13 protein-coding genes are annotated in these 14,898 nt (G+C 35.7%); 6 read left to right on the top strand and 7 right to left on the bottom strand.

The genetic code is table 11. The features are described from left to right. Positions 1-417 precede the first annotated feature (417 nt). On the top strand, positions 418-2,913 hold the full coding sequence (locus J7574_RS12155; protein ID WP_290968473.1) for a cation-translocating P-type ATPase: 2,496 nt from the start codon (positions 418-420) through the stop codon (positions 2,911-2,913). A 65-nt stretch (positions 2,914-2,978) separates the two neighbouring features. On the opposite strand, the gene J7574_RS12150 is transcribed toward J7574_RS12155, so the two are convergent. After that, positions 2,979-4,307, bottom strand: coding sequence for a TIGR00341 family protein (locus J7574_RS12150; RefSeq protein ID WP_290968471.1), 1,329 nt, complete (start codon positions 4,305-4,307; stop codon positions 2,979-2,981). A gap of 207 nt (positions 4,308-4,514) precedes the next feature. Between J7574_RS12150 and J7574_RS12145 the strand changes: the two genes are divergently transcribed. The 5 genes from J7574_RS12145 to J7574_RS12125 all read left to right on the top strand — a co-directional run bounded on the left by J7574_RS12145 (position 4,515) and on the right by J7574_RS12125 (position 11,039). Further along, positions 4,515-5,768: a TolC family protein gene (locus tag J7574_RS12145; protein ID WP_290968469.1), complete on the top strand. Its 1,254-nt coding sequence runs from the start codon at positions 4,515-4,517 to the stop codon at positions 5,766-5,768. Between the two features lie 47 nt (positions 5,769-5,815). After that, positions 5,816-6,823: an efflux RND transporter periplasmic adaptor subunit gene (locus tag J7574_RS12140; protein WP_290968468.1), complete on the top strand. Its 1,008-nt coding sequence runs from the start codon at positions 5,816-5,818 to the stop codon at positions 6,821-6,823. 67 nt (positions 6,824-6,890) lie between these two features. After that, entirely contained in the window at positions 6,891-7,190 is a 300-nt protein-coding gene (locus tag J7574_RS12135; protein WP_290968466.1) for a DUF190 domain-containing protein, read from the top strand. Between the two features lie 4 nt (positions 7,191-7,194). Next, the gene (locus tag J7574_RS12130; protein ID WP_290968464.1) at positions 7,195-10,311 is read left to right on the top strand and encodes a CusA/CzcA family heavy metal efflux RND transporter; all 3,117 of its coding nucleotides are present in this window, start codon (positions 7,195-7,197) and stop codon (positions 10,309-10,311) included. Between the two features lie 113 nt (positions 10,312-10,424). Continuing rightward, on the top strand, positions 10,425-11,039 hold the full coding sequence (locus J7574_RS12125; RefSeq protein ID WP_290968462.1) for a YdeI family protein: 615 nt from the start codon (positions 10,425-10,427) through the stop codon (positions 11,037-11,039). A gap of 100 nt (positions 11,040-11,139) precedes the next feature. Here J7574_RS12125 and J7574_RS12120 read toward each other — a convergent pair whose 3' ends face one another. The 6 genes from J7574_RS12120 to J7574_RS12095 all read right to left on the bottom strand — a co-directional run bounded on the left by J7574_RS12120 (position 11,140) and on the right by J7574_RS12095 (position 14,708). Then, complete coding sequence (locus J7574_RS12120) at positions 11,140-11,679, bottom strand: YceI family protein (RefSeq protein WP_290968460.1); 540 nt, start codon at positions 11,677-11,679, stop codon at positions 11,140-11,142. A 7-nt stretch (positions 11,680-11,686) separates the two neighbouring features. After that, positions 11,687-12,034, bottom strand: a complete 348-nt coding sequence (locus J7574_RS12115) for a hypothetical protein (RefSeq protein WP_290968457.1) — start codon at positions 12,032-12,034, stop codon at positions 11,687-11,689. A gap of 14 nt (positions 12,035-12,048) precedes the next feature. Beyond that, complete coding sequence (locus J7574_RS12110; RefSeq protein ID WP_290968455.1) at positions 12,049-12,912, bottom strand: DUF5777 family beta-barrel protein; 864 nt, start codon at positions 12,910-12,912, stop codon at positions 12,049-12,051. 5 nt (positions 12,913-12,917) lie between these two features. Further along, positions 12,918-13,313 (bottom strand): hypothetical protein, encoded by a 396-nt coding sequence (locus tag J7574_RS12105; RefSeq protein WP_290968453.1) that lies wholly within the window; start codon positions 13,311-13,313, stop codon positions 12,918-12,920. 22 nt (positions 13,314-13,335) lie between these two features. Beyond that, entirely contained in the window at positions 13,336-14,235 is a 900-nt protein-coding gene (locus J7574_RS12100; protein ID WP_290968451.1) for a hypothetical protein, read from the bottom strand. A gap of 92 nt (positions 14,236-14,327) precedes the next feature. Continuing rightward, entirely contained in the window at positions 14,328-14,708 is a 381-nt protein-coding gene (locus tag J7574_RS12095) for a cytochrome c (protein ID WP_290968449.1), read from the bottom strand. Between the last annotated feature and the right edge of the window lie 190 nt (positions 14,709-14,898).

Below are 14,898 nucleotides of genomic sequence, written 5' to 3'. Positions count from 1 at the left end.
GTAGATTAGTATTTGATACCGAAAGTGTAAAGTTGAACATTAATGTTTTAGACAAGGAGTAATAAAGTACGTTTTTACGTACACAGGAATCCAGCGTAGCGATTTGCTGTATAAAAGATGTAGTTTTTTAAAGCAAAAGCCCGTTAAATTAAAATGGTTTTAGTAGGAATGATTGTTTTAATTCGCAGTAATTGAGGTAAATACCAAAAAGCGTCTAGTTTAAAAGACCAAATGGATAAAACTGCTTTTGAATAAAAAAGGGACCTATAAATCGATTATTTATTGCAGTCAATCCAATTTAGCATTTTATATAAATTGGTTTCACATTACAATTTGAAACATCAATTTGAGCGTCTTTCAATTTTATACGAAATGTTCTAGGTAATTTTAGTAGTCGAGTTTAAAAGTATTTTTTCTATGGCTGCAAAAGAACAGGAACTAATCGGATTAAGTTTTAAAGAAGTTGCCGAATCCAAAAAGAAATTCGGGACGAATCAGTATAATTATAAAAAAGAAAATCGATTTTTAGCTTTCTTCAAAAGTGTTTTTGCAGAACCAATGGTACTATTGCTGCTCGCAGCTTCGGGCATCTATTTCATCAATAAGCAATACAGTGATGGTTTGTTTCTTTTAATTTCCATTTTACTTATAGTTACCATTTCGCTTTATCAGGAAAGCAGAAGTCAGGATGCTCTAACAAAATTAAAAGAATTTATTGAACCGCTTTGCACGGTTATTCGTGACGGAAAGCAGCAAAATATAAAAACACAGGAAATTGTTGTTGGAGATCTAGTAATAGTGGAAGAAGGTTCAATTGCTCCAGCCGATGGCGTAATTGTGCAATCTAATGACTTTTCGATAAATGAAGCGATACTAACTGGAGAAGCGATGCCAGTTTTTAAAGACAGTGCACAGGAAGACAACAAAGTTTTCTCTGGAACCATTGCAGTCAGCGGATTGGCAATTATTAAAATAACCGAAATAGGAAACCAAACGCGATTAGGCAAAATTGGAAGCAGTTTAGAATCGATAGCTGTAGAAAAAACGCCACTTGAAATACAGATCTCGAATTTTGTAAAGAAGATGATTTTTGCCGGTGCATTGGTATTTGTATTGGTCTGGGTTTTAAACTATTTAAAAGTAGGCAACGTGCTTCAGAGCCTTTTACTGGCACTTACGCTTGCTATGAGTATTCTGCCAGAAGAGATTCCCGTTGCTTTTGCTACATTTATGGCACTGGGAGCTCGCAGGCTAATGAAAAACGGTATTGTGGTAAAACAAATGAAAACTGTAGAAACATTAGGCAGCGCCACGGTAATCTGTACAGACAAAACAGGAACCATCACGCAAAACAAAATGGACTTAGCAGGACTTTATCTTTCTTCGGGTTCTGAGACAGAGGTAAGTGCATTTAAGGAGTCAAAAGAAACAGAAGAACTTCTTACCGTTGCAATGTGGGCAAGTGAGCCCATTCCTTTCGATCCTATGGAAATTGCGCTTCATAATGTTTATAAAAAATTTGCAGAAACAGATCAGACGACTGCTTTCAAAATGATACACGAATATCCATTATCTGGCAAACCGCCAATGATGACACATATTTTTGAAGATGCTGCAGGCAATCGTATCATTGCCGCAAAAGGAGCTCCTGAAGCCATATTGAAAGTTTGTGGACTTTCGGAATCAGAAACACAAAAGGCTATAACCGCAATGGATAACTTAACAGGCAAAGGCTATCGAGTGCTTGGTGTTGCCGAGGGAAATTGGCAAGGAAATAATTATCCAGAAAAACAGCAGGAAATTCCGTTTACATTTAAAGGATTGGTTGCTTTTTACGATCCGCCAAAAGAAAATATTGCTCAAGTATTGCAGTCTTTTTATAAAGCAGGAATTGCCGTTAAGATTATTACAGGCGATAATGTACGTACGACCAATGCTATTGCGCAGCAGATTGGTTTTGAAGGTTATGAAAAAGCTATTACAGGAGATGAACTAATGCAACTGAAAGATGAAGAACTTCAAAGCAAGGTAATGGATATTAATGTCTATAGCCGTATGTTTCCAGATGCCAAATTGAGAATCGTAAATGCTTTGAAAGCTTGCAGACAAATTGTTGCCATGACAGGAGATGGCGTCAACGACGGGCCTTCTCTTAAGGCAGCACATATTGGAATTGCGATGGGAAAAAAAGGTACCGCAATAGCAAAAGATGCAGCATCGCTTATTCTTACCGAAGACGATCTTTCCAAAATGGTGGATGCCGTGGCAATGGGAAGAAGAATTTATACCAACTTAAAAAAAGCGATTCAATACATCATTTCGATACACATTCCGATAATCTTGATTGTATTTCTTCCGCTTGCTTTAGGATGGATTTATCCTAATATTTTTAGTCCACTTCATGTAATTCTTCTCGAGCTTATTATGGGGCCTACTTGTTCTATTATATACGAAAACGAACCAGCAGAAGCCAATATTATGGAGAAAGGCCCAAGACCGTTAAGCAGCGATTTTTTTAATATAAAGGAGCTTACCATTAGTATTTTGCAAGGCGTTGTCATCACTTTTGGATTATTATTTGCTTACCTGTGGGCGGTACACAACCAAAGTAATGAAAATGTAACGCGCAGTATGGTTTTTCTAACCCTAATCGCTTCAAATATTGTACTTACTTTGGTCAATCGCTCTTTTTATTATTCTTTATGGACAACATTTCAATATAAAAACATTCTTATTCCTATCATAATAGGAGTCACCGTACTTTTGACCATCTTGCTATTTGCAGTTCCATTTTTGCGTTCGCTTTTCAATTTTGAGCTTATCACGATTTGTCAGCTATTCTTTTGTGCGCTTATAGGCTCTTGTGCAGTATTATGGTTTGAAGTGGTGAAATATTTTAGAAGAAAGTACTAGAAAAAAGGTTTTTCACTTAGAATAGTACACATAGAACTATATGTTAAAGCTTGCTCTAACGCATATTATTTTTTGTCAGCATTTTTTCTGGCAAATAGTTCCACATTATTTACGGTTAGCCTTTCGTTGAGCCAGTTTTTCAACTTTTCGGTGTCGGCATCATTAAGATTCTTTTCACTGCTATAGAGAACAGCAGTTATCGGAGTGATGCTGTCACGCTGATTGATCAAATTACTTTTGTTTATGGAGAGTGATTGGACAGAAGGAAATAGAATTTTAATTTCTTTGAGTAAAGAACGGCTGTCGAATTTATCTTTAGAAAGTTCCTTTTCGAGCTGCGAAATCCTAACATCCTTTAAATTCATTTCGTTTTCTTTTCCTTTAATTTGATTTAAAATATCGCCTTTTAAAAGAGATAAGCGGTCTGTTGAATCTTGGCGAATGAGAAGTTGCGTGCCTTCAAGATATTTGCTGTGGTTGAGTTTGTTTTTTAATGTATTGATTTCTTGAGGAGAAAATCGTTTAGAAAGAAAAGCAAGTTCAACGGTTTTGGTCTTCGGATTAAAATCAGTTCTTTTGTAAACCACCGTGTAGCCTTTTGCAGTAAATTCGTTTTCAATAAAAATATTTATATTTTTTTTAAACTGCTGTTCTCTATAAAGCGAGTAGGCAAGATAGCTGCTTGGAAGAAGCATAATAGTAATCAGAAAAATAATAATATATTTTACCCTTCTTTGGCGTGCTTCATCTACCTGTTTAACCGCAGGATATTTAAGGTATTTGATAATCAAAAAAGTTGCAATTCCTATAAACACGCAGTTGATGGTATAAAGATAAAAAGCGCCGAAAAAGAAAAGCCATTGAGACGTAGCCAGTCCGTAGCCCGCAGTACACAAAGGCGGCATTAATGCTGTTGCAATAGCCACTCCAGGAATAGGATTTCCTTTTTCAGATCGCGTAACAGCAATTGCTCCTACAATACCGCCAAAAAAAGCGATCAGAATATCATAAATATTAGGCGAAGTTCTAGACAATAATTCAGATTGAACTTCTTTAAACGGACTTATATAAAAATAAAGTGTTGAAACAAACAGACTGACAAAAGTCGCTGTAACAAGATTTTTTAATGATTTTTTTAGGAGAGAAAAATCATAAATGCCCAAAGCAAATCCTGCACCAACAATCGGTCCCATAAGAGGAGAAATAAGCATTGCACCAATTATAACTGCGGTAGAATTTACGTTAAGGCCAACTGATGCCACAATTATCGCACAGGCAAGAATCCAGAGATTGGCTCCTTTAAATGAGATATTCTTTTTAACTGCTTCTAGGGTTTTAATTCTATCATCTTCACCCTCTCTAAGATTCAGGAGATTTGCAATTTTTTCAATCATCTTTATGCAATTCAATTATCATACAGTTAAATATACAATAAATCTCAGTTTTCTCCTTAGCAAAGCGTAGTTAATTCTGCATCAAAAGATTCCTGCTTTATGCCTGTTTTCAGTTGATAAATTAGCTATTCTTTTTTTAACATGAAATCGTTTATTAATTTAGGTTTTTTCGTATTTTTATAATGTAATAAATAAAGAATAAAAGCCATGCAGAGACATTACTTTCTTTTATTTGTTTTGTTGACTTTGCTTTCGGTCAATGGAATCTCACAGACCAATTACAATCTTCAAAAATCACTACAAACCGCAAGAAAAAATAATCCTGTTCTTAAAGGCCAGTTTTATGATGTAGACGTTGCCCAAAGTGATATTGTGACGGCAAAATTAAGACCCAATTTAATTTTTGGATTTAATTACATTGGCATAGCAACAGAAAAAAATTACGCTCCCAATACCGGTTTTTTTAATAGCGCTAATACTCAAGCCAACTTGCAATTAGGAAAAGTTTTTCAGCTTGCTGGAACACGTAAGAATAAAATTGAGTTTGCGAGTCAGAATTCTGTTTTAACGCAAAAAAATTACAACGAAATAGAACGGAATCTTTTTCAGGAAGTAGGCTTGAAATGGGTCGATGTCTGGGCGGCGCAAAAACAATTGGAAATAGTAAAAAAGGCTAGCAGCAATCTAGACAGTTTAGTGATTATAAACAAAGTGCGTTTAAAAAATCAAGTTATTACAGAAACAGATTTTAACCGTACTTCTTTACTAGCCAATCAATATGCTTTAGAAATAAAAAAATCGGAGCAAAATTTAAAAAATCAATTGGTGAGCCTTAAATATTTACTAGGCACTCAAGAAGAAATAAATATTGACTCTAATGATAATTTTGTATTTGCTTTGCCTTCTGATTTAGAAGGTTTTTTGCAGGAAGCTTTAGAAAAGCGAACTGATGTTTTGGCTTCCAGATCAATTTTAGATGTGGCCAATAGCAATATCAATCTTCAAAAATCATTAGTTTATCCTCAGCCCGAATTAGGAGTCATCTACAATCCGCAAAACATGATTCCTTATGTGGGGTTATATGGAACAATCGAGCTTCCTTTCTTTTCAAGAAATCAGGGCGAAATACAAAAATCAAATTACCTAAAACTGCAGGCAGAGCAAAATCTCGCAGCGACGCAAGGTTTAATTCAGACAGAAATAACCAACGCATTTAATGCTTATCAGACTCAGAAAAGCAACCTAGAGAATTTTAACGGATTGCTTTCCAGATCAGAGAATATCCTAAAGAGCGTAAAGTATTCTTATTTAAGAGGCGGAACCACCATTATCGATTTTCTGGAGGCACAGCGCAGTTGGCTAGATGTACAACAGCAGTATTACGATTCGATGCAAGAATATAGAAGAAGTTATATCACATTGCTTTACGCCTCGGGCTTAATCAATCAAATAGCGCAATAATAATCTTTTAGAACAGATGAGATTTGGTATAAAATAAATAATAGCATATGAGACATTTAATACAATATATCGGGATTATCATATTATTTCTGTACTCCTGCGGAAAAGAGAAAAAACAAGATCAAGAAATAAACACGATGCCTCAGGTCACGAATAATGGGAAAAAAATTTCATTTCCTACTGATAGCAGTGCGGCTTTTTTTGAAACAGAATCTATAGGAAATTCGGTGCTCAACAATCAAATTATAGCTCCCGCTAAGGTTTCTGCAACGGTTATGAAATCGGGTGAAGGAGCGTCGCAAAATATTATTTTATTTGAAAATCCTGATTTAGCGGCCAGTTACACTCAGCTTATCCAGCACTTAATCAATATCAATCAAATTCAAAATAAAAACATAAAGCAAAAACAGATAGAAGTGGAGCGCACCAAAGACCTGCAAGCTCATGGTGCAGCGACAGGCAAAGATCTGCTGGAAGCGCAAACGGCATTATCTGTAGAACAAACCAATTTGGCTAATGAAAAAGCAGCTTTGATCGAATACGAAACAAACTTAAAGGCGGGAGGATTTGAACCGGAACTGCTTAAAAGGGCAAAGGCGGGAACATCTTTTATTATTTGTGATATTCCCGAAAATCAGATTGACAGAATAAAAAAAGGAGATAACTGTACGGTGCAATTTACCGCTTTTCCTAATGAAAAATTCTCTGGAAAAATTGACGCTGTTGCCGATATGATTGATCAGTCAACCAGAATGGTTAAGCTTAGAATAAGCCTAAACAATTCGAGTGGTAAATTTAAAGCAGGCATGTTTGCGACCGTTTCTTTTGGCATAAGCGAAGGCGATAATATAAGTATTGATAAAAATTCTTTGGTTACCGTTCAGGCAAAGAATTATGTTTTTGTCAAAAAAAGCAATAAAGAATTTGAACGCACAGAAGTTACGATTGGAAATCAAATTGGGGACAGAATTATTGTGTATAATGGTTTAACAAGCGGTGACGCGATAGCCGTAAAAGGTGTTATGCAATTAAAAGGACTCAGTTTTGGGTATTAGAAACAAAGATTATGTCTGTAAAAACAAAGTGAAAAATACGATTTGCTAACCCTTTAAAGAAAAAACAATGACACAAGCACAAGTATTCATAGATAAAGACGAACTAAAGGGAACACAGCCTTTGTACGAGTATATTTTAAGATTTTTGATTGAGCACAAAATTGAGGGAGCAACTGTATTTCACGGCAAATTAGGATATGGAGCCAGCAGATACCTGAACAGACCGCATGATTTGTTCAGTTTTGATAAAACGCCTTTGCTAATCAATTTTATTGATGAAGATGAAAAGGTAAAATCTGCCCTAGTGGCTTTACGAAAAATTTATAAAGGCGGTTTTATAGTTACAAATCAAGTAGAAAAATGGTAAACAGATGATTAAAAATTTACTCATATTCAGCCTTCGTAATCGGTGGGTTATCATTGCCATTACCATTGTTTTAATGGCGACCGGTTTTTGGTGTTTTACTCAATTAAAAATAGAAGCCTATCCCGATATTGCAGATACCAACGTAATTATAGTAGCACAATATGATGGTCGAGCAGCAGAGGAAGTAGAACAGCAGGTAACGGTTCCTATTGAAAGAGCTTTGCAGAATACGCCCAATGTTTTAGATCGCCGAAGCAGAACTATTTTCGGCTTGTCGGTGGTGCAGCTTACATTTAAAGACGGTACCGACGATTATTTTGCACGTCAGCAGGTAACAGAACGGCTTGCAAGTGCCGAATTACCAGACGGCGTAATACCTCAATTGGCGCCACTTTCTACTGCTGTGGGAGAAATTTTCAGATATGTGGTAGAAGCTCCGCCCAACTATAGTCAGGCACAGCTTCGAGATTTGCAGGATTGGATTATAAAACCTGCTTTACTGCAAGTTCCAGGAATTGCCGATGTAACTACTTTTGGAGGTCCGTTAAAGCAATTTCATATTATTACTTCGCCAGAAAAGCTAAGAAAATACAATCTTACACTGCAAAACGTAATGGACGCAGTAAATGCAAACAATCAAAATACAGGAGGAAATATAATTGAAAGAGGCGGGCAGGGCTTTGCAGTGCGCGGTTTAGGAGCCATTAAGACCGATCGAGATATTCAAAACATTGTTCTTAAATCTGAAAGTGGAGTACCGGTTTTTATTCGTGATGTGGCTACGGTCGAAATCACGCCGCCGCCGCCAAGCGGTGTTATGGGATATACCGTTACCAAAGATAAAAAAGATGTAAGCAGCGGTGTTGAAGGGATCATTCTTTTAAGACGTTATGAAAACCCAAGCGAAGTCTTAAAACTTTTAAAACAAAGAATGGCCGATTTAGAGGAAAATGATTTGCCTCAAGACGTAAAATTGCGTCCGATGTACGATCGTACTTTTTTGATTGACCATTCGCTGGAAACGGTTGCACATACCTTATTTGAAGGAATTTCGATTGTCATTATTCTATTGGTTTTGTTTCTCGGAAGCGTGAGAAGTGCTTTGGTAGTAGCCTTGACAATTCCGTTTTCATTGCTTTTTGCCTTTATTTTAATGAGGCTTACGGGCATTCCTGCCAATCTGCTTTCGCTTGGAGCAATAGATTTCGGGATCATTGTAGATGGCGCCTGTGTTATGGCAGAGCATCTTATACGAAAATACAGAACAGCGACACCAGAAGAAAAGCAGCAGGGAATTGTGCAGATTACACTGCAAGCTGCTCAAGAAGTGGGAAGAGAAATTTTCTTTTCGGTTACCATTATCATATTGGCTTATATGCCTATACTTTTAATGACGAGAGTAGAGGGTAAGCTGTTTTCTCCAATGGCTTTGACTTTGGCATTTGCTGTTATTGGTTCGATGCTGGGAGCGCTTAGTTTTATTCCAGTTCTAATTTCGTTTGTTTATAGAAAAGCTATGCTAGATATTGATAAGCCTATAAAAGAGCACAAAAACGTAGTCTTGGACTTTTTAACCGAATCATATGAAAAAACACTTTCGAGAATTTTAAGTAATTATAAAAAAACTACGCTAATTGGCTTCTCGTTAGTGGCAGTGTTTATTTTATGCGGTTTAAAACTAGGAACCGAATTTTTGCCAACATTAGATGAAGGATCTATTTTTTTAAGAGGAAATTTTCCTGCTGGCATCTCGATACAAGAAAATGCAAAGTATGCTCCTAGAATTAGGAAAATAATTGCCAAATATCCTCAAATATCTTACGTAATAACGCAAACCGGACGTAATGATGATGGTACCGACCCGTTTCCTGCCAATAGAAATGAAATTTTAGTAGGATTGAAAGATTACAAACTCTGGAGCGATACTATTGCTAAAAAAGATTTGGTCGAAATCATAAAAAAAGATTTACGGCAAGAAATTCCTTCAGTTCAATTTTCTTCTGGACAGCCTATTATCGATCAGGTGATGGAAATTGTAAACGGAAGTGCGGCAGATTTGGCTGTTTCTGTTGTAGGAGATGATTTGGAGATGATGAGAAAAAAGGCAGAAATGATCGCAAAGATTGCCAAAGAAACGCATGGTGCAGATAATGTCAATATTGAACAGGAAGGAGATCAAGAACAATTGGCAATAGATATTAATAGAGAACAAGCTGCGCGGTTCGGAATAAACGTTGCCGATATTCAGAGCATGATCGAGGCAGCAGTGGGCGGAAAAACAATTTCGACCTTGTATGATGGAATAAAGCGTTATGATATTGTTGTTCGTTTTTTACCGCAGTACCGCAACTCAATTGATGCGATAAAAGATATTTTAGTGCCGTCTTCCAACGGAGCACTGATACCAATGAATCAGTTGGCAAATATACACTTTGTTGAAGGACAGACTAATATCTATCGTTACGGCAGCAAACGCATGATTACGGTGAGAACCAATATTAAGGGCAGAGATCAGGGAAGTTTTGTAAAAGAATTGCAAAAAAAAGTAGAAAAGAACGTAACTGTGCCCAAAGGATATAGTATTATTTATGGAGGACAATATGAAAATCTGGAACGAGCAGGAAAACAATTGGCCTTTACGATTCCGCTCACCATTATTATGGTTTTCTTATTTCTATTTATGCTTTATAAAAACTTTCAGCATACCATGATTACAATGTGCTGTATTTTGTTTGCTTTAGGAGGCGGAATCATGGCTTTACTAATAAGAGGATATTATTTTAATGTTTCTGCCGGTGTGGGATTCGTAAGTATTTTTGGAATTTCGGTTATGGCTGGAGTGCTCCTCGTATCGGCTCTCAACAGAAAAACATTATTTAAAGAAGATAATCTGCAAGAAAACGTACTGATAGCTTCAAAAGAACAATTAAGAGCTTTGTTATCTATTCTAATTGTTGCTATTATAGGTCTTGTGCCTGCAGCAACCTCTTCAGGAATTGGTTCAGATGTGCAACGTCCACTTGCAACGGTAATTATTGGCGGATTGACAAGCACATTGTTTTTTGCTCCGATATTGATTCCTCCTTTATATTTTTGGGTCAACAAGAAAAAGAAGGAATAAGTATTTTCTAAAACAAAAGATATAAACCATATCTGTGAATAAAATTTTGATTTAATCTATTGGATTTAAAAATATTATCAGAAATTTAGCATGCAAATTAAATTCTTTAATCAATGGAAAATTACAATCAAGACGTTACCGCTTACATTGCAAAAATGGCTGATTTTGCAAAACCAATTCTAAGCCATTTAAGGGAAACAATTTTTAGTGCCTGCCCAGAAGTAGAAGAAAACATAAAATGGGGAACACCGCATTATTCGTATAAAGGAGATCATTTAGTTATGATGGGCGGTTTTAAACAACACTGTTCTTTTAGCTTGTACAAAGCAGAACTAATGAAAGACAAAGACATACAGGAAAGTGTAAAAGCAGGTAAAAAATTTGGTTATATGGATAAAGTAAAGGATTTATCTGAATTGCCAAGCAAAGAAAAATTGGTTGCTTATATTAAAGAGGCAATGGTTTTTAATGAGAATGGTACGGCAAAGCCCAAACCAGTAAAAGAAAAATCGGCTGTAGAAGTGGTAGCTCCGCAAGAATTTATTGACGCTCTAAAAAAAGACAGCAAAGCCACTGAAATTTTTGAAAGCAAATCGCCTTCATTCCGCAAAAATTATATTATTTGGATTGCAGATGCAAAGACAGATGAAACCAGAAATAAAAGAATTGCCCAATCTTTGGAATGGATTGCAGAAGGAAAAGATAGGTTTTGGCAATCTAAAAAATAGAAGAGTATAGTAAAATAAGCAACATATAAAGAATTAAATACAAAAGCTGTCTCACGATAAAGGAGACAGCTTTTGTATTTGGACTCGAATAGAGTTGAAATCATTTATCTGCGAGAATAAAATCAGCAGAGATATTGATGTTTTCTGAGATTTTATCTTTAACGATGCTTGGTATTTTGATATCAAAATCTTTTGCCTTTACTATAAAATTGCAATCGGCATTTATTTTTCTGTCTTTTAAAACTAGAGTTATTTTAGTCTTAATTTTTTTTGTTACTCCATGTATAGTCAAATCGCCTTCAAGATCATATTTGGCATTTGATAATTTAGAAGCATCAAAATTGATGATTTTTCCTTTGAAAGTAGCCTTTGGAAATTTACTGGATTCCATATAATTTTCATTAAAATGCTCTTCCATTAAAGGAATTTTAAATTTGAAAGCCTTTACCAGCGCTAATGCAGCAAACTCTCCGGTTGATTCATCAAGAATAGCAGAAACCGAGTTGTTTACTGCCGCCACGGGTTCAAACGTGGTCATCGAAGCTTCAAATTTTATTTCTCCTGTGCGTGTTGCCATCTTCTGAGAAAAAACTAGATTTCCCATAAATAGCAAGACAGCCAATACTAGTATCTTTTTCATTTTGATTTTATTTTTCTACAAATCCGTTACTTACCCAAAGTTTAATTACATCAATATTGGGCTGCGGCAGTTTTCCGCCTAGAGGCATTCTTGTTCCGCAATCGTTGCTTTCAATTCTGCAAACTAAATTATTATTTAGACAAGCATTTTTTACCGCCGAATACGTTTCCAAATTAGGAAATTGGCTGTCTCCAGAATGGCAACTGGTGCAACTGGCTGTCATTATAGGCTTAATATTGGCTTCATAAGTCGGATTTGTTGTTTGTCCAGCCACTTCTTCATACGTATTCGATTCGCAAGAAGCAATAAGTATACTGCATAGTATTATAAAAGCTATTTTTGTTTTTCCCATCATAATATCTATTAATTTTAAAAAACTCTATATAAATTAAATCCAAAGTAAATGCTTCCGCCATTCCATTTCCCAGTTGCATTAGAGTACACATAGACATCATTCATAGTTTGGCAGTTTGAAAAGACCAGCTGGAAAATATGCCCGCCTGTTTCGATGTCGAGCCCTAAAGAAAGCAAATTGTGATAAACATCATGCTCTGGCGCATCTATTCGTGCCGCATATTCTAAATTCACACTTAGTCTTTTGGTCAATTTATACCTTCCTCCAGTTCCAATAACAAATTGATTGTCTTTTTCGGTAAGTGGTTCATAAAGGTTTTTATGAATAAAAACGGGTGTTAATTGTGCAGAAAATCTATCGGTGAATTTTCTTGAAATCAAGAGTTGTGTGGTATAGGCTAAACGATTATGGAATTCAAGATTCGGATAAATATCGGTGCTCAAATTAGTATTGATATCCATGGTATTATAACCTACAATTGTAACCGGAAAACCATTTTCTTCTTGACCTTTAAGTCTATATTTTGCTGTAAGCTCATATATTTTATTGTGAGTTTGTCTTGAAGCTCCAATGGATAGCCAATCGGTTACGCCATAAATTCCTCCAATTTTTGTATAGGCTTCATCCAAACCAAAGAAATTATCCAAACCTTTTGTCAAGTCGCCAAATCGATGCGAGATTAACATATACCATTCGCCTTTGGAAGTTAATTTGGTCGATTGCATGTTGCAAATTTGTAAGCCTTTGAAGGCTGCAATTTCGACTTGTTTCTCTTTAGGTTTTATGGTGTCTAATTCTTTTAAAAGATCGTCTTGTGCATAAGTTTTGCCTATACCCAAAAAGCCTATCGCTAAGAGTAATACTACTTTTATATTCATCTAGTTTAATTTTTAATTGCGAAACACTGATCTAGTTTTAATTCTTCCATTAAATCATCGTATCCTATGATTCGTCCTTTTATGGTCACTGTTTTTCCTTTTTTAATAGATATGTCCTGATTTTTAAAACTGCAAATGATATGGTCATCCATGATTATTTCTTTTCCATTTACAGCTGTTATTTTTCCATTTATTGCAACAGCTTGTTCCAGATATTTTTTATTTGAAGCTTCTATATCTGAGGAGAACTCTGCTGTAATGGATGCGGAAGTAACTGTGAAATTTGTTTTTTCTGTTTCCAGATTTCTACTTCCGCCATACATTACATACGCATACAAGAAAACAACTGCTAAACCAATTACAAAAACTATTAGAATTATTAACCTGCTTCGTTTATTCATTTTGTGCTCAATTTTGTGTGATTTATATTGCCGGTAAAATATCCTTTACAGGTACAGGCCAAATTCCTGGACTAGGAAAACTAATTCCTTTATTTGAGCCTCTTACACTGGCATCTTGCCCAAAATAATATAATGGCCATCCATTATACGTCAGTTGAGATTTGCCAAATACAGTTATGACTTTAAATTTAGTTTTATCCAGAATTGAAGGAACTACTATTTTGTCTGTTTCATATATTGGCCACACACCATTGTTTGAAAAATCAGCTTTTGTAAAATTATTTTTCTCGAAGCTGTCATTTTTGAAAGTATATAGCGTCAGTCCTTTTCCATCTGTAAAGTAAGTGGTCAAACCATCTCCTACAGTATAATCAGACTTATAGTGATTGGTATCATGGCCAACTAGCTGGCTTTTTACAATCATGATAGAGTAATCAGGTTTTGCTACAAACCATACACCGCCAAATCCGTCACCGTTTGTTTTGCCAGCTTCTTCTATAGTGTTTGTTCCAGAACTGCCATATGCGCCACCTTCAGAAATGGGTGCATAGTAGTACAATGGCCAACCTTTGAAGGTTAATTGTTTTTTTCCTGATGGAGTAGTTATGGTTGCAAAATCTGTCAAAGTTAATCCAGTGCTTAATTTATCAGCGGTCAAATTATCTACAAAAAACGCAGGCCATAACGCTTCACATCCGCCTGTGCAAGAGGATTGTCCGTTTGCATCTGTCGAAAAAAAGTATAAAGTCCTTCCTGACTTGTCTGAAAGATAAGTACCTAAAGTAGCACTTGTAGAAAGTGTAACTTCTATTTTAGATTGTGGAGTAGGTGTTGGGGGTGTATTATCAGTTCCACTGTCGCTGCTGCAGCTTAAGAATAAGGTTATTATTGGTAGTGCTAGCGTGAATTTTAAATATTTCATGGTCTTTAGAATTAAGTTGTTTAAAATTTTAAAAAATTTGATTTATTGTTGATTAAGCAATATTTAGCCGTTTAGAATTTCTTTTTACCGCATTAATTTGGCATTCCGTCAGTGATCCATTTATTAATTAAATCGATATTAGCTTGCGAAAGGCTTCCTCCTTTGGGCATTTTCAAAGGATCGCCAGCAGGTTTTTCTATTCTTACTTTAATGTTAGAGGCATTTGCGCTTACTTGCGCATAAGTTGTAAAGGGAACATCGCTTTTTGAGCCTCCTGGACCATGGCATGATGTGCAATTTGCGTCGATAATAGATTTAATATTGGCTGTATAAGTAGGATTGGTTACTGTACTGCCGCCGCCTGTTGGAGGAGAAGTTGGTGGAGGACTTGTAGAATTATCGTCACCGCTGCTACATGCCATTGTTGCAAGAGCTGCAACTAAGCCTGTAAAAATTGGTCTTAATTTTTTCATATTTGAATTAATTAATAGGTTAAGAAAAACAAATCTTCTCTCTAGAATAGAAGGATTTCGTTTTTGCTAAAAGAGTCATCTCTGTTTTTTTTGGTGCATCCAATAATAAAACAGCTTTGATGCAGATTACCCTACTAAAGAATTGTTATTTTGATGAAAAAAAATGTAAGTTTTTGGAAATTAAGGACTC

Source organism: Flavobacterium sp., assembly GCF_017744675.1.
Lineage (GTDB): Bacteria > Bacteroidota > Bacteroidia > Flavobacteriales > Flavobacteriaceae > Flavobacterium.
The sequence above is the reverse complement of the archived record's forward strand: the minus strand, read 5'-3'. Positions and strand labels throughout refer to the sequence as shown.

What these genes read in the sequence shown, in the direction of transcription:
- J7574_RS12155 (WP_290968473.1), top strand. Translation starts at nt 418, where the DNA reads ATGGCTGCAAAAGAACAGGAACTAATCGGATTAAGTTTTAAAGAAGTT.
- J7574_RS12150 (WP_290968471.1), bottom strand. Translation starts at nt 4,307, where the DNA reads ATGATTGAAAAAATTGCAAATCTCCTGAATCTTAGAGAGGGTGAAGAT.
- J7574_RS12145 (WP_290968469.1), top strand. Translation starts at nt 4,515, where the DNA reads ATGCAGAGACATTACTTTCTTTTATTTGTTTTGTTGACTTTGCTTTCG.
- J7574_RS12140 (WP_290968468.1), top strand. Translation starts at nt 5,816, where the DNA reads ATGAGACATTTAATACAATATATCGGGATTATCATATTATTTCTGTAC.
- J7574_RS12135 (WP_290968466.1), top strand. Translation starts at nt 6,891, where the DNA reads ATGACACAAGCACAAGTATTCATAGATAAAGACGAACTAAAGGGAACA.
- J7574_RS12130 (WP_290968464.1), top strand. Translation starts at nt 7,195, where the DNA reads ATGATTAAAAATTTACTCATATTCAGCCTTCGTAATCGGTGGGTTATC.
- J7574_RS12125 (WP_290968462.1), top strand. Translation starts at nt 10,425, where the DNA reads ATGGAAAATTACAATCAAGACGTTACCGCTTACATTGCAAAAATGGCT.
- J7574_RS12120 (WP_290968460.1), bottom strand. Translation starts at nt 11,679, where the DNA reads ATGAAAAAGATACTAGTATTGGCTGTCTTGCTATTTATGGGAAATCTA.
- J7574_RS12115 (WP_290968457.1), bottom strand. Translation starts at nt 12,034, where the DNA reads ATGATGGGAAAAACAAAAATAGCTTTTATAATACTATGCAGTATACTT.
- J7574_RS12110 (WP_290968455.1), bottom strand. Translation starts at nt 12,912, where the DNA reads ATGAATATAAAAGTAGTATTACTCTTAGCGATAGGCTTTTTGGGTATA.
- J7574_RS12105 (WP_290968453.1), bottom strand. Translation starts at nt 13,313, where the DNA reads ATGAATAAACGAAGCAGGTTAATAATTCTAATAGTTTTTGTAATTGGT.
- J7574_RS12100 (WP_290968451.1), bottom strand. Translation starts at nt 14,235, where the DNA reads ATGAAATATTTAAAATTCACGCTAGCACTACCAATAATAACCTTATTC.
- J7574_RS12095 (WP_290968449.1), bottom strand. Translation starts at nt 14,708, where the DNA reads ATGAAAAAATTAAGACCAATTTTTACAGGCTTAGTTGCAGCTCTTGCA.